This window comes from Bacillus massilinigeriensis, from assembly GCF_900111815.1.
Classification (GTDB): domain Bacteria; phylum Bacillota; class Bacilli; order Bacillales; family Cytobacillaceae; genus Mesobacillus_C; species Mesobacillus_C mediterraneensis.
The window spans coordinates 1,597,984-1,617,951 of the sequence record NZ_LT630004.1; the positions used below are offsets into that span (position 1 = coordinate 1,597,984).

General features: G+C 39.7%; 19 protein-coding genes. 8 read left to right on the forward strand and 11 right to left on the reverse strand.

Annotated features, from left to right (window positions below):
- Positions 1-319 precede the first annotated feature (319 nt).
- Entirely contained in the window at positions 320-1,636 is a 1,317-nt protein-coding gene (locus BQ5796_RS08360; RefSeq protein ID WP_071458948.1) for an IS1380 family transposase, read from the forward strand.
- Positions 1,637-1,911: 275 nt separating this feature from the next.
- Positions 1,912-2,046, forward strand: a complete 135-nt coding sequence (gene sda / locus BQ5796_RS08365) for a sporulation histidine kinase inhibitor Sda (RefSeq protein ID WP_071459823.1) — start codon at positions 1,912-1,914, stop codon at positions 2,044-2,046.
- Positions 2,047-2,184: 138 nt separating this feature from the next.
- Here sda and odhB read toward each other — a convergent pair whose 3' ends face one another.
- The 4 genes from odhB to mnmH form a co-directional block, all read right to left on the reverse strand.
- Entirely contained in the window at positions 2,185-3,456 is a 1,272-nt protein-coding gene (odhB, locus tag BQ5796_RS08370; RefSeq protein ID WP_071459824.1) for a 2-oxoglutarate dehydrogenase complex dihydrolipoyllysine-residue succinyltransferase, read from the reverse strand.
- Between the two features lie 47 nt (positions 3,457-3,503).
- Positions 3,504-6,332: a 2-oxoglutarate dehydrogenase E1 component gene (locus tag BQ5796_RS08375; protein ID WP_071459825.1), complete on the reverse strand. Its 2,829-nt coding sequence runs from the start codon at positions 6,330-6,332 to the stop codon at positions 3,504-3,506.
- 296 nt (positions 6,333-6,628) lie between these two features.
- Positions 6,629-6,865, reverse strand: a complete 237-nt coding sequence (locus tag BQ5796_RS08380) for a hypothetical protein (RefSeq protein ID WP_071459826.1) — start codon at positions 6,863-6,865, stop codon at positions 6,629-6,631.
- A gap of 123 nt (positions 6,866-6,988) precedes the next feature.
- Positions 6,989-8,044, reverse strand: a complete 1,056-nt coding sequence (gene mnmH / locus BQ5796_RS08385; RefSeq protein ID WP_071459827.1) for a tRNA 2-selenouridine(34) synthase MnmH — start codon at positions 8,042-8,044, stop codon at positions 6,989-6,991.
- A gap of 224 nt (positions 8,045-8,268) precedes the next feature.
- On the opposite strand from mnmH, the gene BQ5796_RS08390 reads away from it, so the two are divergent.
- Positions 8,269-8,868: an SAM-dependent methyltransferase gene (locus BQ5796_RS08390; RefSeq protein ID WP_234969324.1), complete on the forward strand. Its 600-nt coding sequence runs from the start codon at positions 8,269-8,271 to the stop codon at positions 8,866-8,868.
- A gap of 17 nt (positions 8,869-8,885) precedes the next feature.
- On the opposite strand, the gene BQ5796_RS08395 is transcribed toward BQ5796_RS08390, so the two are convergent.
- Complete coding sequence (locus BQ5796_RS08395; RefSeq protein WP_071459828.1) at positions 8,886-9,542, reverse strand: MOSC domain-containing protein; 657 nt, start codon at positions 9,540-9,542, stop codon at positions 8,886-8,888.
- A 124-nt stretch (positions 9,543-9,666) separates the two neighbouring features.
- On the opposite strand from BQ5796_RS08395, the gene BQ5796_RS08400 reads away from it, so the two are divergent.
- Positions 9,667-10,938 (forward strand): MFS transporter, encoded by a 1,272-nt coding sequence (locus tag BQ5796_RS08400; RefSeq protein ID WP_071459829.1) that lies wholly within the window; start codon positions 9,667-9,669, stop codon positions 10,936-10,938.
- Positions 10,939-11,100: 162 nt separating this feature from the next.
- Here the strand turns inward: BQ5796_RS08400 and BQ5796_RS18840 are convergent, their stop codons facing one another.
- Complete coding sequence (locus tag BQ5796_RS18840) at positions 11,101-11,184, reverse strand: putative holin-like toxin (RefSeq protein WP_428839317.1); 84 nt, start codon at positions 11,182-11,184, stop codon at positions 11,101-11,103.
- Positions 11,185-11,504: 320 nt separating this feature from the next.
- On the opposite strand from BQ5796_RS18840, the gene BQ5796_RS08405 reads away from it, so the two are divergent.
- Positions 11,505-11,747: a hypothetical protein gene (locus tag BQ5796_RS08405; RefSeq protein ID WP_071459830.1), complete on the forward strand. Its 243-nt coding sequence runs from the start codon at positions 11,505-11,507 to the stop codon at positions 11,745-11,747.
- 46 nt (positions 11,748-11,793) lie between these two features.
- On the opposite strand, the gene BQ5796_RS08410 is transcribed toward BQ5796_RS08405, so the two are convergent.
- The gene (locus BQ5796_RS08410) at positions 11,794-12,684 is read right to left on the reverse strand and encodes a superoxide dismutase (protein WP_071459831.1); all 891 of its coding nucleotides are present in this window, start codon (positions 12,682-12,684) and stop codon (positions 11,794-11,796) included.
- Positions 12,685-12,854: 170 nt separating this feature from the next.
- On the opposite strand from BQ5796_RS08410, the gene BQ5796_RS08415 reads away from it, so the two are divergent.
- Positions 12,855-13,892: a M42 family metallopeptidase gene (locus BQ5796_RS08415; protein ID WP_071461211.1), complete on the forward strand. Its 1,038-nt coding sequence runs from the start codon at positions 12,855-12,857 to the stop codon at positions 13,890-13,892.
- A 113-nt stretch (positions 13,893-14,005) separates the two neighbouring features.
- Here BQ5796_RS08415 and BQ5796_RS08420 read toward each other — a convergent pair whose 3' ends face one another.
- The 3 genes from BQ5796_RS08420 to BQ5796_RS08430 form a co-directional block, all read right to left on the reverse strand.
- The gene (locus tag BQ5796_RS08420) at positions 14,006-15,340 is read right to left on the reverse strand and encodes an aminotransferase family protein (protein ID WP_071459832.1); all 1,335 of its coding nucleotides are present in this window, start codon (positions 15,338-15,340) and stop codon (positions 14,006-14,008) included.
- Positions 15,341-15,462: 122 nt separating this feature from the next.
- Positions 15,463-16,578: a glucose-1-phosphate adenylyltransferase gene (locus BQ5796_RS08425; RefSeq protein ID WP_071459833.1), complete on the reverse strand. Its 1,116-nt coding sequence runs from the start codon at positions 16,576-16,578 to the stop codon at positions 15,463-15,465.
- A 325-nt stretch (positions 16,579-16,903) separates the two neighbouring features.
- Positions 16,904-17,110, reverse strand: coding sequence for a cold-shock protein (locus tag BQ5796_RS08430; protein WP_071459834.1), 207 nt, complete (start codon positions 17,108-17,110; stop codon positions 16,904-16,906).
- A 321-nt stretch (positions 17,111-17,431) separates the two neighbouring features.
- Here BQ5796_RS08430 and BQ5796_RS08435 point away from each other — a divergent pair, with 321 nt between their 5' ends.
- Positions 17,432-18,058: a LysE family translocator gene (locus BQ5796_RS08435; RefSeq protein WP_071459835.1), complete on the forward strand. Its 627-nt coding sequence runs from the start codon at positions 17,432-17,434 to the stop codon at positions 18,056-18,058.
- Between the two features lie 39 nt (positions 18,059-18,097).
- Here the strand turns inward: BQ5796_RS08435 and BQ5796_RS08440 are convergent, their stop codons facing one another.
- The gene (locus tag BQ5796_RS08440; RefSeq protein ID WP_071459836.1) at positions 18,098-19,456 is read right to left on the reverse strand and encodes an amino acid permease; all 1,359 of its coding nucleotides are present in this window, start codon (positions 19,454-19,456) and stop codon (positions 18,098-18,100) included.
- A gap of 166 nt (positions 19,457-19,622) precedes the next feature.
- Here BQ5796_RS08440 and BQ5796_RS08445 point away from each other — a divergent pair, with 166 nt between their 5' ends.
- On the forward strand, positions 19,623-19,922 hold the full coding sequence (locus BQ5796_RS08445; protein ID WP_346190284.1) for a DUF6509 family protein: 300 nt from the start codon (positions 19,623-19,625) through the stop codon (positions 19,920-19,922).
- Positions 19,923-19,968 lie beyond the last annotated feature (46 nt).

The following is a 19,968-nucleotide window of genomic DNA, read 5'->3' on the forward strand; positions in this document are numbered from 1 at the left end:
TATATATCTCTGTTGATTGAATATTCAATATTATCTGTTCATTTTCCTTCTTTCCTTTCTTTTCAAGAATCAATTTTTCGTCAGAAATTTTGATGTTTACTTTCACTTTTCGCCTTAACCTCCTAAGATATATGTCGAAAGTGCTATTTTTAAAAGATTTTTACCTAGATTATTCACCGATATATATAAAATCCCACAGAAAAGCCGACTTGTTGGCTTTTCTGTGGGATTCTCTTTTTCACTTAAAAGATGAAAAAAGAATCCATTTCTGTTATGGTTATTGCGACTAAACACCAACCAACTAGAAAGGATTCTTCTAATGGCTACTTTATCGCAAAACACTCTACATTTCAACCGTTCCATTAAATTGTCTAATGATGGTGGTGCGCTTTCTTCTGACACTGGAGAATTCATTTTTCGTGAGTTTGATGAAAAAATCAGTTTCTCACAAACGATTTCAAAACATCTCCAATTAAAAGATGAACGCACGTATTGCTTCCATACGAATGAACATTTACTTCGTCAAAAAATCTATCAGCTGATCGCTGGCTATCATGAGGATGATGCAGCGGACCGTTTAACACATGATCCGGTTTTCACACAGGTTCTTGGCAAATCTGCACTCGCTTCTCAACCGTCCTTATCACGATTTTTTAAGCGCTTTGACACGGAAGCACTAAACCAACTTCAATCAGCCAATCAGGAACTGCTTGACCGGGTTCATCATGCTCGACAATCGAAGACACTTATTTTCGACCTGGATTCCACACATGCCGATACATACGGAAACCAAGAAAATTCTTCCTACAACGCGCATTATTCTACAACAGGCTTTCATCCACTAGTCGCATTTGATGGGCTAACAGGTGATTTCTTGAAAGCGCAATTGCGCCCGGGAAACGTTTATACTTCCAATGGTGTTGTAGATTTTATGCGCCCACTCATCGAGCACTATAACGAAGTTTTCCCCGAAAAATCTTATCTAGTCCGTGGCGATAGTGGCTTCGCGGTGCCTGGTCTATATGAATTATGCGAAAAGGAATCGGTTTACTATATCATTCGTCTAAAAGCGAACGCCAAGTTAAAAGCACTTGCGGAAGAACTACACCCAGCACATGAAATTCATGATGTGTCCGTGACAGAAAGCTATGTAGAGGAGTCCATTTACCAAGCATCTTCTTGGTCAAAGCCTCGTCGTATTATCATTCAGTCCATTCGCCCTGCTGGTGAATTGTTATTTTCACATGCCTTTTTTGTGACGAGTCTGGGTGAAGCCTTTTCGCCCCAAGCGATTGTCACATCTTATCAACAGCGGGGCACAATGGAGAATTTCATCAAAGAAGCGAAAGATGGCTTTGGTTTTGATCAGATGAAAAGCCATGATTTTCTGATCAATGAAGCTCGGATGATGTTGAGTCTGCTTGCCTATAACTTCACGAACTGGTTACGGACATTCAGTTTTCCGACCAAGTATAAGGGCATTCAAATCCAAACGATTCGTACCCGGCTAATCAAAGTGGCAAGTAAGTTGGTGAAATCCGGACGCTCGCTATATTTTAAAATGTCCTCGAGTTTTGTGTATGAACGCTTTTTTTGGGACGTACTCACCCGAGTGCAACAACTAAAATTTGAATAAATACCCTTTTAAAATAAATCGAACCTGCACCAAGGGAGAAGTCTGTCCAAAAATCGGTTTCCTCCCAAGAATCGTTTTAAATTTCCTGTCATTCGATTATTTTCTCCGTAAAAATTCACCTAAACTTTAAAAATTTCATTAAATACCCAGAATTTCAGATCACGGTGAATAATTCAGGTTTTATATAGGGGTTTTCAAAATCTTAATAAACCTTTACAATAAGTTTGTATACAAAAATTGAATATTCAATCCATTCTTACCGAGGAGGAATGCAAATGAAGATTATGAGCAACGAACAATTGGTGGCTTCGTATCGGGATGCATTAAAGACGGATCAGGATAAGGATTGGGCAAAAATTTTAAAAGATGAAATTGCACGCAGAGGTTTACAACCCTTTAAGAACAGGTAAAAAAGTCAATCGCCAGGCATGCCCTGGCGATTTTTTAATGCAACTGTTTTTAATTTAACGTATCTTCTATAAAACCCTAATATAGAAAAAAGCTGGCACAAAGGCATTCATTCACCTTCGTATCAGCTCTTTTTCTAATTAGCTTCCTAATAATAACGACTCAGGATCTTCAATTAATTGTTTCACTGTCTTCAAGAAAGTTACCGCTTCTTTTCCATCAACGATTCGGTGATCATACGAAAGCGCAATATACATCATTGGGCGATTTTCCATTCTATCCGCATCAATTGCAACCGGTCTTGTTTGGATTGTATGCATACCAAGTATTCCAACTTGCGGTCCATTTAATATTGGCGTAGACATCAATGATCCAAATACCCCACCATTAGTGATTGTGAAGGTTCCCCCTTGCAAGTCGCCTAGTGTTAATTTATTATGACGCGCTTTTTCAGCAAGTTCCGCGAGACTGCCTTCAAGCTCTGCAAAGTTCTTTCGATCTGCATCCCTGATTACAGGAACGACAAGACCATCATTTGTAGAAACCGCAACCCCGATATCATAATATTTCTTCATAAGAATTTCATTACCTTGAATCTCTGCATTCAAATATGGCGTCTTTTTTAAAGCTGCCACAACTGCTTTCGTAAAGAAAGACATGAAGCCAAGGCGAACGTCATTTTCCTTTAGGAAACGATCTTTCCATTTTTTACGGAGATTCATTACGTTTGTCATGTCGACTTCGTTGAAGGTTGTAAGCATTGCAGCAGTTTGTTGTACCTCAACAAGCCTGTTTGCAATGGTTTGCCTGCGGCGTGACATCTTAATTCTCTCAACTTCTTTTCCGCTTTCAGCAGTTGGCATAGCTTGTAGAACAGGTTGTGAACCGCTTGGTTTCTCCGGCTGCTTTTGAGCAGGCACATACGCTGAAACGTCTTGTTTTCGTACGCGGCCTAATGGATCAGCAGCAGGCACTTCATTAAGATTAATCCCTTTTTCCCTTGCCAATTTGCGCGCTGCAGGCGATGCAATAATGCGCTCGTCTGCTGTTTCAGATCCTGAGGGACTTGCTTCAGCTGGAATTTCCGAAGTTTCCTTATTATTCGTAACAGGCTGTGGGGCTTTACCGTCCGGCTCATCCACAGATTCCGCCTCTCTGCCTGTGTCAATTTGCGCTGTGCCTTGCCCGATTACAGCAATTGTTTCTCCGACTCGCACAGTGTCCCCTTCTTCGGCTTTTAGTTCAGCAATTACTCCTTCAAAATCGGATATAATTTCAACATTTACCTTATCGGTTTCCAATTCAACGATATACTCCCCTTTTTTCACAAACTCTCCTGGCTGCTTGAGCCATTGGGCTATCGTACCTTCATTGATGGATTCCGCCAATTCGGGGACTTTTACTTCTGCCACCTTAAATCCTCTCCTTATCACATTCTTATTTTAATAAATATGTTTTTTTATTTTGTTAGAGCTTCTTCAATGATTCTCGCTTGTTCCATCTTATGGATGACTGGATCCCCCTCCGCTGGGCTGGAACGCCTGCGTCTTCCAATATAGCGTACATTAAATCGATTTTCGGATGCTTCGTTTATTCTTGGCTCAACAAAAGTCCATGCACCCATGTTTTTCGGCTCTTCTTGTACCCACACAACTTCCTTCAAATTCGTATATTCTTTAAGCCTATGCCTTAATTCTTCAAGCGGGAAAGGATAAATCTCTTCTAAACGGAGGATATTCACCCAATTATGTTTTTCAGCATCCACCTTTTCAGAAAGGTCGATAGCGATCTTTCCTGTACATAAAACCACTCTCTCCACATCATCTACATGATTTGGCAGTTTCGGTTCATTTAAAATTGCTTTAAAGCTACCTTCACTAAATTCTATAGGACTAGAAGCTACCAATGGATGACGCAATAGGCTCTTTGGTGTCATAAGGACAAGTGGCCTAACTGTCTCTTGATCTAGTATTGCTGCCTGACGACGGAGAATATGGAAATATTGTGCTGCTGATGTAAGATTGGCAACTGTCCAGTTATTTTCGGCTGCAAGACTGAGGAATCGCTCAAATCTTGCACTTGAATGCTCAGGACCTTGACCTTCGTAACCATGAGGCAGCAACATCACAAGGCCAGACTTTTGACCCCACTTTGCTCTCCCTGCTGCGATAAATTGGTCAAAAATGACTTGAGCAGCATTTGCAAAATCTCCATATTGCCCTTCCCACAAAACTAGCGTCTCAGGGGAAAAAACGTTATAACCATATTCAAAGCCAAGAACGGCAGCTTCTGATAATGGACTGTTATGAATAGCAAACGCCGCTTTGGCATCCGGTAATGTGTGAAGCGGAGAAAATTGTCTTCCCGACTCACTATCATGGAGAACAATATTTCGCTGTGCGAATGTACCCCGTTCTGAATCTTGACCTGTCAGCCTTACTGGAGTTCCTTCAGAAAGAATAGTAGCAAAAGCCATCGTTTCCGCATGGCCCCAATCGAGTTTCCCGTTCTCATCGAAAGCTGCTTGTCTCCTTTTAAGGATTTTCTCAAGCTTTCCAAACACTTTAAAATTATCAGGCCATATCAATAAATCCTCGTTCATTTTCTTCAGTACATGGAACTCAACACTTGTATTTATTTGTGGTAAACCATTTTCAATAAATTCTGGTGGATTGGTTTCCTCCACAACATGCGTACCAGCAGCAGGAACTTTTTCATAGGCCGCTGATAGTTTAGCTGAAATAGACTGATCTAATTTTTGTTGCATACTTTCATCCATGACTCCCTGAGAAAGAAGCTTCTGGGCATACAAAGTGCGAGTAGTAGCATGTTGGCGAATCAACTTGTACATTTGCGGATTTGTCGTCATTGGTTCATCCATTTCGTTATGTCCATAACGACGATAACCAATCAAATCAATCAGAAAATCTTTGCCGAATACCGCTCTGTACTCTGCAGCGAGTCTTGCCACTGCAATAACAGCCTCTGGGTCATCTGCATTCACATGGACAATTGGTATTTCGTAACCTTTGGCCAAGTCACTCGCATACCTGGTAGAACGAGAATCTGTTGATTCTGTTGTAAATCCAATGGTGTTGTTAGCAATGACATGGACAGTACCGCCGGTATTATAACCTAATAGCCTGCTCAAATTTAGGGTTTCTGCTACAATTCCCTGACCTGGGAAAGCTGCATCTCCATGAATGAGAATAGCAAGAGCCTTTTCCTGCGACTGTTTTGGATAGCCAGGCATAGAACGATCGTCCTGTGCCGCACGCGTGAATCCTTCAACTACTGCACCCGCAAACTCTAAGTGACTCGGATTATTGGCTAGGGTTAGCCTTACATTCCTCGTATTTTCAGCTTTTATTTGTCTGTCAAGACCAAGATGGTATTTCACATCACCAGTCCCTCCGTAATTGATTCCGATTGAACCTTCAGAAGGGACCAGTTCTTTATTCGGTGCATGCTGAAACTCTGCAAATATCATTTCGTACGGCTTTCCAAGGACATGAGCAAGAACATTCAGCCTTCCCCTGTGAGCCATCCCTATATTAACGGTATCTACACCGTTATGGACCGATTCCGCGATAACTTCATCGAGAAGCGGCACCATGCTTTCAAGTCCTTCTATGGAAAAGCGTTTTTGGCCAACAAAGGTTCTGTGAAGGAATCTCTCAAACTCTTCCGTTTCAGCTAACCTTTTAAGAAGCGCTTTCTTTTTATCATGATTAGGTTCGTTAGCAAGACTTCCACTCTCTATCTTGCAGCGAAGCCAATTCTTTTCCTCTAGATCATGCACATGGTGAAACTGATAAGAAATCTTATTTGTGTAAATGCTTTTTAAATGGTCCATAGCCTCCGCACCATTTTTAATATTTCGAGGAGCGTTTGGAGAAATCAATTCTACGGGTATACTAGCCAGATCAGTGTTGGTAAGTCCCCATTCTTTCTCATTCAATTTAGGATCTTCATAGGACATGTCTTTCAGCGGAAAAACATCCGCAGAAAGATGGCCGTAGCCTCTAATATGCTCAGCCATCATTAGCGCAGCAGCTACCTTTTCAGGATTGAATGACTCTAGACCAACCGGTATGGAAGATAAGTCTGCATTCGATGATGATTGCTGCATTTCAGGAACAAACCCTTTGTCAAAGTATTCCCTGATTTCTGAATCGACCAATTTTGGATCTTCCTGATACTTTTCATAAAGTTCGACAACGTAACCAAGATTCGGCCCAAAAAAATCAGGCCAGGCAGCATCTTGGCCGCCAGCAGGTTTTTTCATAAAAAAACTCGCCTACCATTTCATTATTTTGTTTTCGTTTCCACCAGAATATTTCATAATTGTTAAATTGAATAATGTTAAAATTCTGGGGAAAAACGTTTTCATAGCCATTCTATCATTCGTTTTTCATATGCACAAAGGTTTTGACTCTATTGATAGTGAAAACTTCTAAATTGTATTATCTATTAATAATTTTATTGTAAAAAAATAATTAAACAAAAATAAGAACTCTCCTAAAGTCGGGGAGAGTTCTTTCATGATGCTTGAAAAGGAAATAATGTATCCAGAGTAAATGTTTAGAAGAACATGATATTTTGATAGATGTCTTTTGGTGTCTGAGGTTCCCTCCATTTTTCCGCAAATGAATCATAGACAGGCTCGCCTGTTTTCACTAAAAATTCCATATGAGCAGAACAGATGCTTTGATGGAACCTAGGGCCTGAAATAAACAAATCGACTCCATCGTTGTTGATTAAACATAAGCTTTCTTCATGTGTAGAGTAGCGATGATGACCACTTTTAGATTCACGCATTTTCAGAACCTCCCGCTTGATAGTTTCTGCCTCTATTATAAATAAATATTCCGAATTTTCATGTGACAATTTATAGAATTATACATATAAAAAACGGAAAGCAGTGCTTTCCGTTAAAGAAAATTATGCATGGATTTGAGAGTTCAATAAATGGGTTTTCAATTTTTCTGTTATTCCATTTGGAACATCGCCATCCATTTCGATGAACTTCCCATCATAGTCCTTCAAAGCGTGTCTATATCTAGGGTCATAGTAGTATTCCAGGAGTATACGAATAACGGTAGGATAGTCTTCCTCCACAGCTGCAAGCTCTAATTCTGTTATCACCTGATGGTTCTTCAAACGTTTTTCAATTCGTCTAATTTTATCCAGCACTTCCTCCTTGAACCATGGCTGCTTCTTATAAGGAACAACGTATTCAGCCATTATTCTTTCCACTCTCCTTTCAACGGAAGAATGGATATAGATATGCATGGCACTATTTTTGCGTTCTAAAATTGCGTCCGGCTGTACAGCGCGACCAATTCTTTTGCTCTCTGCTTCCATAATAAAATATTGGGAGCCCTTTATTTCCAGGAGTCTTTTGAACAACAAGGCATCAAATGTCTTTTGGTTATATCCCTCACCTGTTCCAATCATACCGAAAAGGGACCCGCGATGGTTGGCCATCCCTTCCAAGTCCAGTACAGGAAGCCCTTCCTTTTGGAGTTCATGGAGGATATCAGTCTTTCCTGTACCGGTCATCCCATGTAAAATGACGGAACGATCAGGAATCAAGCGCGGTATTGCTTGAAGAATGTATTCCCTATACGCTCTATACCCTCCTTCAAGACGAAAGGATTGGCAGCCTGCGTAATCTAGGAAAGTAGCGACTGCTTTACTTCGCATTCCACCTCTCCAACAATGCACAACAGGTACTGCTCCAGAATTTTCAATATCGCGAAGACTTCCTAGCAGTTCCGGCAGCTTCGGAGAAACAATTTCCATTGCTCGCCATCTTGCAGCCATCTCTCCGGAATTCTTGTAAAGGATTCCAATTTCTCTACGTTCTTCGTTTGTGAACAGGGGTATGTTTACTGACCCTGGAATCGAAGCCTCTACGTGTTCAATAGGCGATCTGACATCAACAGGAATATATTCCGCCCCCGTGACAAGCTCTTCAACTGTAATGTCTCTCAATTTAAATCATTCCTCCATTGGAGCATGGGTATTAAATAAAGTGTAAATGGTTAATAAACGTTCCCTATTTTACACCTTTGTGGCATTGTGTGCAAGGACAACTGTTATTTTTTTACTATTCTGTCTTCGGAAAATGTAATTCCTTAATAAATCAAATGGTTATTTAGAGGTTTGATAGGGATACAAGGCAGGGAAAAGCGAAATAATAGGGAGGTTAGTCAACGATGATGAATGATATGATGGCAAGGCAATTTGAAAAACCAGAAGGACTTTTAGGGAAATTAGCAGGAAAAATCATGGATAAAGAAAACAGAGAAATCAATAAGTGGACCATTGAATATCTCCAACCTATAGAAGGAGATAGAATCCTTGAAATAGGATATGGTCCTGGGTTCGCAATAAAAGAGATTGCCTCATCGGTAAGCAATATTACTGTACATGGTGTTGATATTTCCGAAAAAATGAAAGAGACAGCAGAAAGCAAGAATCATGATGAAATAGTCCATGGAAAAGTACAGTTATACCATGTCGATATACACGATTTTGATCAGGGAATCCTCTATCATAAAATATTTTCAGTTAATAACTATCCTCTATGGAAAAAACCTCATGAATCCCTTCTTCACATAATGAAGCTTCTGGAAAACCATGGTGAACTTATTATAACTGTACAGCCTAGAGAAGAAGGAGCCAATGATGAAACAGCTAAAAGTCTAGGAGAGAGTATGAAGGAGGACCTTCTGCTCGCCGGGTATTGCGATATTCAAATTAGCTATTTAAAAATCAGACCAGTATTGACAGTGTGTGTAAGAGCAAGGAAATAATTCGGTTTATCGCCGGATTATTTCCTTTGTTTCTGTTTTCTGTCGATGATTAGAGAAAGCTTTTCTTTCCATGCATTTGCCAATGAAGGAATGCGAACTACTTTTTGCAAATCGCTTATATCCGATTCTTTATTATAAAGCAGTTTATGTGCTTTTAGGATAGAGACATCTTCTTGTTCCCTTTCTAATAATTCAAGCTGATCTTCTTGGGCAATAACCCCCTCTTTCAACACTCTGAAAAAATATCCAGTATAACCTGTTGCCACCACTCTATCCAACAAGTTTTTCACACCATTATATTTGGAAATAGTATTACAAGGGATTCTTCCTTGGGAAATTTGAAGAATAGAGCTGCCCGCCTTATAAATATCCCCAATGTACACATTCTCCTCTAACATGCCAGATACGGTCATATTCTCTCCGAAGGCAGGAAGCATGAAGAATTTCCCACTCTCCTGCTCCCACTTACTATAGTGGTCATAAGAATATAAGCAGACTGCACGGTCGAATCCACCATGAAATTTTTCATTTGCAACACCATCATCGAGAATGCCATGTTTAAGGACAACCGCATTCCTCACCTGCGATTTCCCTATCGCTGATTTTTCTATTTTGCCTTGGTAATGATAAGAAACAGGCAAACCAATATTTAACGAAAGAATGATGCCTTCCATAATGTTTCCCTCTCCCTATTTATTCTTAATGTTCCGCCCTTCTATTTTACCAAAAAGATACAACATTTAATAAAGTACTTTAGCTAATAATAAAAACAGAATGAATTAAAAGGCGGGTCTATAAATGAACTATATAGAGAAATTGTTTACGAAGCCAGGGGAAAAGTCATCTAAAGGTCAATCAGATAAAGGGATCGATAGTCAAAGGGCCGCAATATTTGCAATCGCCTCCATTCCCTTGGTTATGACGCTAGGCAATTCAATGTTAATTCCAGTTCTACCTGTCATGGAAAAGGAAATGAATATTTCAGCCTTTCAGTCCAGCCTCATTATTACTGTGTATTCAGTTATAGCCATTTTTCTAATTCCGGTAGCAGGTTACCTTTCTGATCATATTGGAAGGAAAAAGGTAATCATCCCCAGCCTGATATTAGTTGCAATTGGAGGAGGAATTAGCGGTTGGGCCGCATTAATGGGTGAAAACGGTTATTGGGTGTTGCTTGTTGGTAGAGCGATTCAAGGAGCAGGCGCAGCAGGTTGCTTCCCAATCGTGCTTCCATTAGTTGGGGATATGTTCAAAGACGAAGACGATGTGAGCAGCGCATTAGGAGAAATTGAAACTTCTAATACATTAGGAAAAGTTCTAAGCCCGATTGTGGGATCTTTTTTAGCGGGATTTATTTGGTACATTCCTTTCTTTTCAATTCCAGTACTTTGTGCCATTTCCATCCTATTGATGGTTTTTTTCGTAAAGAGTCCGAACAATAAAGCCGAACCTCTTCCTTTCAAGATTTTCATAAAAAAGATAAAGCTCATTTTTACGGAAAACGGAAAAATGCTTTATGCTATTTTTTTTATCGGGGTTATCCTCATGTTCGTACTGTTTGGAGTTCTTTTTTATCTTTCAGATATTCTCGAGCTCCAATACAATATTAAGAATAGAAAAAAAGGATTGATTCTTGCATTACCACTTGGCGTACTTTGTCTCTCCTCCTTCATTGCAGGAAGGCTGATCAAAAAGGATAAAGTATTGATGAAATGGATAGCATTTTCAGGAGCAGTTCTGCTAGGGGTCTCAACCGCTATTCTTGGTTTTTCAAAAGATCTTTGGTTCATTATCACGATGTTTCTCATCAGCGGAATTGGAATTGGAGCAAGCTTACCGCCACTGGATACTTTGATCACAGAGAGTATCGAAAAAGAAGAACGGGGAACCATTACCTCTATTTACAGCTCAATGAGATTTATTGGTGTAGCCGCAGGTCCGCCTGTCATTGCGCTATTAATGAAGAATTCAGAGAAGACCATGTTTTTTTTGTTGACAGGACTCAGTTTGGCTGCAGCAGCAGCAACATTTATTGCTATTAAGCCAGAAAAGAAAAAAGGGGGACATTGAAAAAATACAAATCGTGACAGCATACCATGAATATGATATCCTAAAAGTGAAATTATAAATAAACCACAAGTGTTGGCCCACCTGTGGTTTATGCAGCAGCTGTTTCCCGGAAGGGATCGGCATTATAAATGACTGGATCCCTCCCTGATTAATTAGGGAGGTCTATTTTTTTTGATTAAATGACAGGATCGCAATAATCAGGCTGGCAAACGTAAACATAGCCATAAATGTCTCGAATACTGTCAAGAGGCATCACCCCCTTTCAGAGGGGATAGCCGACCACCCTTCCTTTCACTAGACTACTGCTTCTTTATTATAACATATCGCCCGCCTTTGAACGAACGCTTGTTCCCCTTATATTTAAATTAAGTCAAATAGCCTATTTAGAACCTTATATTCGGAATAGGTATGATTGTAACTATTACAAATTCTTTGTGAAAAATGTTAAGACAAAAGAATAATTTAAGTAAATTTACGTAAAACATGGTTTTTTACTCTTTTTTTCTCTTCAAAATCTTGTATGATTGGCTTGTAATCCCATTACTACTAACCAAGGAGGAGAAAAATTGAAGAACAATCTCCAAAAAGGAATGCTGGCTTTGACTGCCGCTTTCATGCTGACCGGTGTAGCAACAGGATGCAATAATGATAGTAATGAACAGGAAGAAACAGAAGAAAACCAAGACGTGGAAAATAAGCCTGATAACGAAATGGAAGAAGAAAAAACAGATGAAACAGATCAAGATGAGCAAAATAATGATGAAGCAGATAACGGAGAAACCGAGGAAGATAAAGAAAAAGAGGAATAATCATACTTTAGGCTGAGCCCCCTTGTGGCTCAGCCTTTTTCTAACTTTAGTAAGGAGGCCATTGAACGACCAAAGCTGTTTGCAGCCGCCGGTCAACTTCTTGCCAGTTTACAATATTCCACCACTGTTCTATATACTTGCGCCGATCATTTTTGTATTGTAAATAATAGGCATGTTCCCAGACATCAAGAACTAAGAGTGGGATGGTGTCCCATTGCGTTAAGTTTTGGTGTTTTTCTGCCGTTAATATTTCAAGTCGTCGAGCCCTTGGTGACCAAACAAGCAAGGCCCAGCCTACTCCCTCTACTGCAGCAGCCGCTTCAGTAAAATGCTTCTTAAATTTTTCATAACTCCCGAAAGAATTGGTTAAGTACTTTAATACGATCCCGCCGGGTTTGCCGCCTCCGGTTGGAGACATAACCTTCCAAAATATCGTGTGTAAATAATGTCCTGAACCATGAAATGCAGCTTCTCTTTCCCAATGCTTGATCAGCTTAAACTCATTTGTATCTCTGGCTTTTTCCATCTCCAACTCCGCCTTATTCAATCCTGCTACATAGCTTTGGTGGTGTTTCGTATGGTGGAGTATCATGATCTCCTCAGCAATAAAGGGTTCCAGGGAATTATAAGCATATGGCAATGGCGGCAACCGATGCATTCCAGACGGAATTGTACCTTGTCTCTCTTCCCCTTCACTTCGTATAGAAAGAGAGGTTTGAACTAAAATACTTGAAAGTCTATCATAGAGAGTGTGTGATAATTCGTATAGCTCCGCTTCATTTTGGTTTCTTTCCTCTTCCGCCTTCATTTTCAATAAACCAATGCTTTCCAATAAGGAATCAATCTTTTCCTTGTGTTGGCTCCTTAAAGAGCGAAGCAAACTTTCCATTTCAGAGCACCATTCCATTAATAAGCTTCTATAATGTTGCTTTTCCATCAACATCCCTCCTTAAGAACATCTCTAATGAATATGACAAGAATAAATGGTAAATAACCTAGAAGCAGAACTAAGAGATTCAATTTCTGCCTTTTGCGGAAAAAAAGATTATAATAGGGTTATTATTTCACATTAGAACAGGAGGAGGTTTTTTTATGGGGGACAAAAAAATGCCAGAAACATTAAAGTTGATAAAAGAATTAGTCACTATTCCTAGTCCGTCAGGAAATACAGAAGAAGTAATCAGTTTCGTAGAAGCTTTCTTAAAAAACATTGGGGTTGAGTCAAAAAGAAATCGTAAAGGTGGCTTAATTGCAACACTCCAAGGAGAAGATGATGAACATCACCGAATGCTAACAGCGCATGTCGATACTCTTGGCGCGATGATTAAGGAAATAAAACCTTGTGGCCGCCTTAAGATTGATTTAATAGGTGGGTTCAAGTTCAACTCAATTGAAGGGGAGTATTGTACGGTCGAGACTTCCACAGGAAGAAAATTTTCAGGCACTATTCTTATGCACCAAACGTCTGTCCATGTATATAAAGATGCTGGTAAAGCAGAACGGAATCAGGAAAACATGGAAATACGACTTGACGAAAAAGTCCGAAATGAAGATGATGTAAGGGCGCTTGGAATAGAAGTAGGAGATTTTGTCTCTTTTGATCCTAGAATAGAAATAACTCCATCAGGGTATATAAAATCTCGACACCTTGATGATAAAGCAAGTGTTGCCCTGCTCCTTTTATTAATGAAAAAAATAAAAATGGAGAATATTCTCCTTCCTCACACAACGCATTTTCTTATTTCTAATAATGAAGAGATTGGCTATGGAGGAAATTCCAACATTCCGGCGGAAACAGTGGAGTACTTGGCAGTAGATATGGGTGCGATGGGAGATGGCCAGGCGACAGATGAATATACTGTGAGCATTTGTGCGAAAGATGCAAGCGGTCCCTATCACTATGGTTTACGCAAACATCTTGTTGAATTGGCTTACCGAAACAATATTGACTATAAAATAGACATTTACCCTTATTACGGATCAGATGCATCTGCTGCGATACGATCAGGTAACGATATTGTCCATGGATTAATTGGACCAGGCATCGACTCCTCCCATGCATTTGAGAGAACCCATATCGATTCTCTCGATAATACTGAAAAACTCCTCACCTGTTATATTCAGTCTAAAATGATGTGTTCCTAGTTTTTTAAGGTGATTTGCCCTTTTGGCAATCACCTTTATTTTTTAGGGTTTAGTATTCAAAAGAATTGCTGTTCTTTCCTGCTACACTTATGATATGGAAAAAAGAAAGATATTTAAATAGCCTCGTTTAAGATACGTCTCTGTACAGCCATTAACGCTTCTTCAAGAATTCGGAGCATTTCATCTACTTCCTTCTCATTAATCACAAGCGGAGGAGCAAATACAATAGTATCTTTCCCTTCAAAACAGACAGTCCTGACCATTAGACCTCTTTTAGCCGCCTCGGCGCTCACTTTAGGTGCAATGAGTTTATCGAATCTTTTGCCATTACGATCCATTATCTCTATCGCACCAATAAGTCCGAGTGCACGTATTTCGCCTGCAATTTCTACTTTTTCCTTCAGCTTTTTCAGGCCATTAACAAGTTTTTCTCCCATTACTCTAGAATTCTCTACAAGACCTTCCCTTTCAATTATCTCCAGGTTTTTCAAACCCACCGCACACGCAGTTGCATGCCCACTGTAAGTATATCCATGGAGAAGAACATCACTTGAAAGCTCTACAAGCTCCTTGTGTAGTTCTTCCGTCAAAGCTACAGCTCCCAACGGAATGTAACCACTTGTTATCCCCTTGGCAAGAAGCATTAAATCAGGAACCACATCATAGTGTTCACAGCCGAACATTTTTCCTGTTCTGCCAAAACCCGTTATTACTTCATCTGCAATGAACAGGATATCGTGATCGTCACAAATTTTTCGAATTTCCTTAAAATAACCTTCAGGTGCCATATTTACCCCGCCTGCTCCTTGGATAGGTTCTGAAATAAAAGCAGCAATAGAATTTGCACCTTCTGCTTGAATGCAATCTAGAAGTGACTTAGTGCTTTCAGGTTCCACATGAAGAAAATCAGGTGCCAGTGATGTAGTCATCTCTTGAAAAGGCATGATCCCTGTTGCACTAGTGGCACCAATGTTTACTCCATGATAACCTCTCCTGCGAGAAATAATCTTTTTCTTATCAGGTTTTCCTTTTAGTTTCCAGTAATGACGTACAAGCTTATATGCTGTATCATTCGACTCCGATCCACCTGATGTGAAAAAAACAGCATTCAAGTTACCGGGGGTGATCTCTGCCAGTTTTGTTGCAAGTAAAATTGCCGGCTCATTACTCATGGAAGAAAACGAATTGGTGAATGCCAGCTTTTCCATTTGTTCTTTTGCTGCTTCTGCAAGTTCTGATCTTCCATAGCCAACATTGACATTCCAAAGGGAAGACATACCTTCCAATACTTTCTGTCCAGAAATATCTGTAAGGTAAACACCTTCACCTTTTACAAAAATAAACGGAGCTCCCTGCTGCTGTTGCAATTTTAGTGAAGAAGTGGGGTGAATAAAATGTTTTTTATCCAGTTCGATTAAATCTTCTCGGTGATTTCTTGCCTGTTCCATCATCAATGACTCCTTCCTGTTCAAAAAACACGTTATTTATTCCTTTTCGCAATGGTAAGAAAATTAATTGCTAAATTAAATTTTCTTTACACAGTATTTAACTGTAAACATATAAGAAGAGACTACATGCTTATTCGGAAATCCCCTTTATGCCTGTAAATAAAATTGTTGTCACCTGAATCTAACCTTTCACCGATTATTGCATTCTCAATAATTGTATTTTTTCCTACTACTGCATTCGGAAGCAATACTGAATTTCGAACCACTGCTCCCTTTTCAACTTTTGCAGCATAAGAGATAACAGAATTAAATACTTTTCCATATATTTCACTTCCCTCTGAGATAAAAGACTGTCTGACAAGTGCATCTTCGTCTATATAAGCAGGCACTATACTTTGATTGGAAGTAAATATAGACCATTTTTTATTATCCATTAATATATTGGTTCTGTGAGTTAACAGATCCATATTCGCCTCCCAGAGGCTTTCGAGTGTGCCTACATCCTTCCAATACCCTTCATGCATGTAGGCATATAATGAGAAACCCTCCGCTAACATATACGGAATGACATCTTTTCCGAAATCACTGAAGGAAAGTGGATTGTCATCAAGCACTTCAATAATATTGCGTAAAACTCTCCAATTGAAAATATAAATACCCATTGAAGCCATATTCGAGGCAGGGAATTGGGGTTTCTCCTCAAATTCATGTATTCTTCCGGTAACAGGGTCAATACACAAAATACCAAATCGATTTGCTTCGCTCCATGGTACTGGAATTACTGAAATACTAACATCTGCTCCACTCTTCTTATGCTCTTTTAACATCTGACGATAATCCATTTTATATATATGATCCCCAGAAAGGACGATAACGTAGTCAGGGTCATAAAAAGAAATAAATTCCCGGTTTTGAGCCACAGCATGTGCGGTTCCTTCATACCAACGAGAACGGGTTTTACATTGGAATGGAGGAAGAAACGTAATTCCATCAACATAACGATCAAAACCCCAAATTTTTCCATCGTTTATGTATTTTTGAAGTGTATGCGGTTGATACTGTGTCAGAATCCCGACTGTCTCTACCTCGGAATGAATACAATTGCTCAGTGGAAAATCAATGATTCTATATTTTCCGCCAAACGACACAGCCGGTTTTGCAATGTTTTCAGTAAGGCTTCTTAGTCTTGAACCCCTGCCCCCAGCCAGTATCATTGCAATTAGTTCTTTTTTTGCCATGGTTCCATCCGTCCCATCCTTTCGTTCAAAGTAATAGACTATCGTTTAATCAAATTGGAGTCCAATCTAACCAAATTTCTAACATGGATTAATAGGCCTTTTGGCACAAATTTATCGTATTTCGGTATTCATTTTATAAAAAGTAGCGAATAGCTTTATACGATTTTATGCTATACAACTAATCAGTATGTATTATACTTTTGTTGGTGAGAAAATTTGACTTTCGGAAGTAGCGGAATCAACAATTCAGGCTCACCGCGGCTGGTTGAAGTCTTCACATCCGCAAAAAAACACAGGCAGCTGCCTGTGTTTTTTTACCTTTCATTTAACCGTTAAGGTTTAAGCTATGGTTGTTAACTACTTCCAACACACGCGTCTCATTTGCCATCTGGCTGTGGCAAATCGGGCATTCAGGAGTCTCGCTGCTCTTAAAGTTGTCCCTAACCCAGCAGTTACAATCCTCAGAAGTACAAACCCATACTTTTGTTTCTGCAGTTACAATTTCCTCAGGCAGCCTTCTTCCAAATGCCATTACCTCACGCTCCAATTCTATAGTGTTCATACGGCCAATATAAAAGGGTGAAAAAAAATTCATTTATTATAAAAAGCTTCTCTTAACTTCTTATAATAAATGAATCCACTTTTATTGGTATCAAGTCTAGTATAACATACTCAGTGTAAATTTCCAAAAAATCCTTTCATTCCCTTTCGGCCAGCTGCATCACTTTAAGTATATGCTTCTTCCTATATTTTATTCCTTCGCATTTCCATCCATTTTTGTCGTAAACACCTTTGTTTCCGAATAATTATAAGACGAGCAATACATGTCCAATGATAAAATGGAGGGTTATTGTTGAGTATATTTTTCAGCTATGTTTTTTTAGGTTTATCGCTCGCAGCCCCAATTGGTCCAGTTAATGCAGCACAGATGGACAAAGGAATTCGAAATGGTTTTCTGCATGCGTGGCTGCTAGGACTTGGAGCTGTTACAGCAGACATTATCTACATGGTTGCTGTATTTCTCGGAATAGGCAGATTCTTGGAAACACCTTATATTCAAATGTTTCTTTGGCTATTCGGCGCTTTTATTCTGCTTTATACCGGAATTGAAAGCATTATAGGTGCCGGAAAAATCGTACACCAGACTAGAAAGGATGAATCCAAAGGGAAATCGTTCTTATCAGGATTTCTGATGTCCATTTCAAACCCTTTAACAATCTTATTTTGGCTTGGAATTTATGGTTCTGTTTTAGCGAAAACAGCTGCATCATACGATGCCGTTCACTTAGCCCTTTACAGTTTGGCTATCATCATCGGTCTTTTATCTTGGGACATCGTCATGGCAGGCATTTCAAGCAGCTTCCGAAAACTGTTAACAGCTAAAATACTGACGATGATTTCTGTGCTTTCAGGTATTTCTCTTATTGGGTTTGCCATTTATTTTGGCTGGGAAGCTGCAAAGCTGCTCCTTCGCCTGTAAAACGTAAAGAAGCTTGGGCTCCACCAAGCTTCTTTACGTTTAGGCACCTTGTGGTTCCAAACCTTTTCTTCTTTTTCCAAGTTTATTGATAATAAGGAGGACGGACACGATAATACCAACAAAGAGAAGACTAATAAAAAAGCCTGGACGGCTCCCCTTGTCGAGGAGTGTGCCACTCACTGCAAAGAGGATTAGCAGGATTCCGGTAACCTGCTTTATTTTCTGGAAACTATCCAGGTCGATAATTTTCTTATAGGAAAACAGCACAAACAACCAGTTATACAAGAGCATTAACCCAGCCGCTGTTGTCAAGTATTCATAGATTTTATCCGGCATAGCAAGAGCTAAAACAATCGAGCCGGCTAACCCAGCAATCGTTAGGAGTAAAGCAAAAGCAGGAACCTTTAGTTTCCCTTTTTTCGCAAGAATCTTTGGTGCGTCTCCATCCTTCGCAAGCGTCACAATCATTGTGATGACAGCAAAAAGAGAAGCACACATTGTAGAAAAACCAGCGATAATCATTGCTCCATTGAAAAGATGCGGAACGAGCGGGAGATGGTATCGATCAAGGGCGAGGACGAACGGGCTTTCTTTCGTATTAAAATCCTCAAACCTTACCATCGTTACCGCAAGCGCAATAGATAGAAGGTATATCGTTGTCAATGCTAACAGCATAACTTTTCCTGCTTTTGGAGCATCTTCTTTATTTTTCAACCTAGGTGCCATCATTCCCATGATTTCAATCCCGCCAAAAGCGTAAAATGCAAAAATAAGGCCAGTCCAAAGGCCTTTCATCCCATTCGGAAAAAAATCTCCCATCGAAGCAGGGGTGACAAACTCGTTTCCTTTCCCGTGGATGATACCGAACAAAGCAAGCGCTGCAATAATGAGAAACATCAATATTGCTGCTACCTTGATCACTGCAAAAATATTCTCCATCTTTTCAAATCCGTTTGTTCCTGTCAGTATAACAATGATTCCTAACACTGCAAAGCATGCAGCAAATACCCACATTGGGATATTAGGAAACCAAAAGCGGGAAAAAATCGAAAGAGCGGTCAATTGGCTCCCCATAATGAGCAGCTCTGAACTCCAATAAACCCAACCGCTCGTAAATCCAGCCCAATGACCATAGGCCTTCTTTGCATAGGCTCGAAAAGAACCTTTTTGCGGATCTTTTGCAGACATTCTCGATAGCGCGTCGAATACGAGATAAGTACCGGTTGCTGCAAGAATAAAAGCTACGAGCACAGCAGGTCCTGCCATTGTAATAGCAAGGCTAGAACCTAGGAAAAAGCCTGTACCAATTATGCAGCCTACCCCTATAATGGATAACTGCCACCACTGAAGCTTTTTTCCTTCTGATGATGATGATGATGGCGTGCATTGACTGCCCATCAAATCCCCCCTTTTTACAATATTGTTTGATTTTGAATAGGGTTTTATGTAAGGGATGTTGTTACAATCGATTCTCTAACCATCATTAAATGGTATAATGATAATTGATTGTTTTTTGCTAATGGGTTATATAATAGGAAAAATGAACAATAAAGGATGATAGTACATGTTGAAAATATCCGGACATACAGCGGAACGGCTCGAAGATCCATTCGGTCTACTGGAAGGCGAGCGTTATGAATACTTCTTGAATATTGATGTGGATGAAGAGGATGAATTATATTCAGAAAACGGGCTTTTACTAAAGGTAATCTTTTCGCTAGAAGATGGCAGCGGAAAAATCCGTCAATATTATTTCATTGATAAAGGGACAGAAAAAGTACTGGACTTCGCACTAGAGGAAGATGAGGAAGCTACAGTAAATAAATACTGTTTGGAAAATGTGCCCGTAGAGGAAACTTCATAAAAAACGAAGGAAAGCCGAGTCCGCCGATTTTATAATTCCATATAAA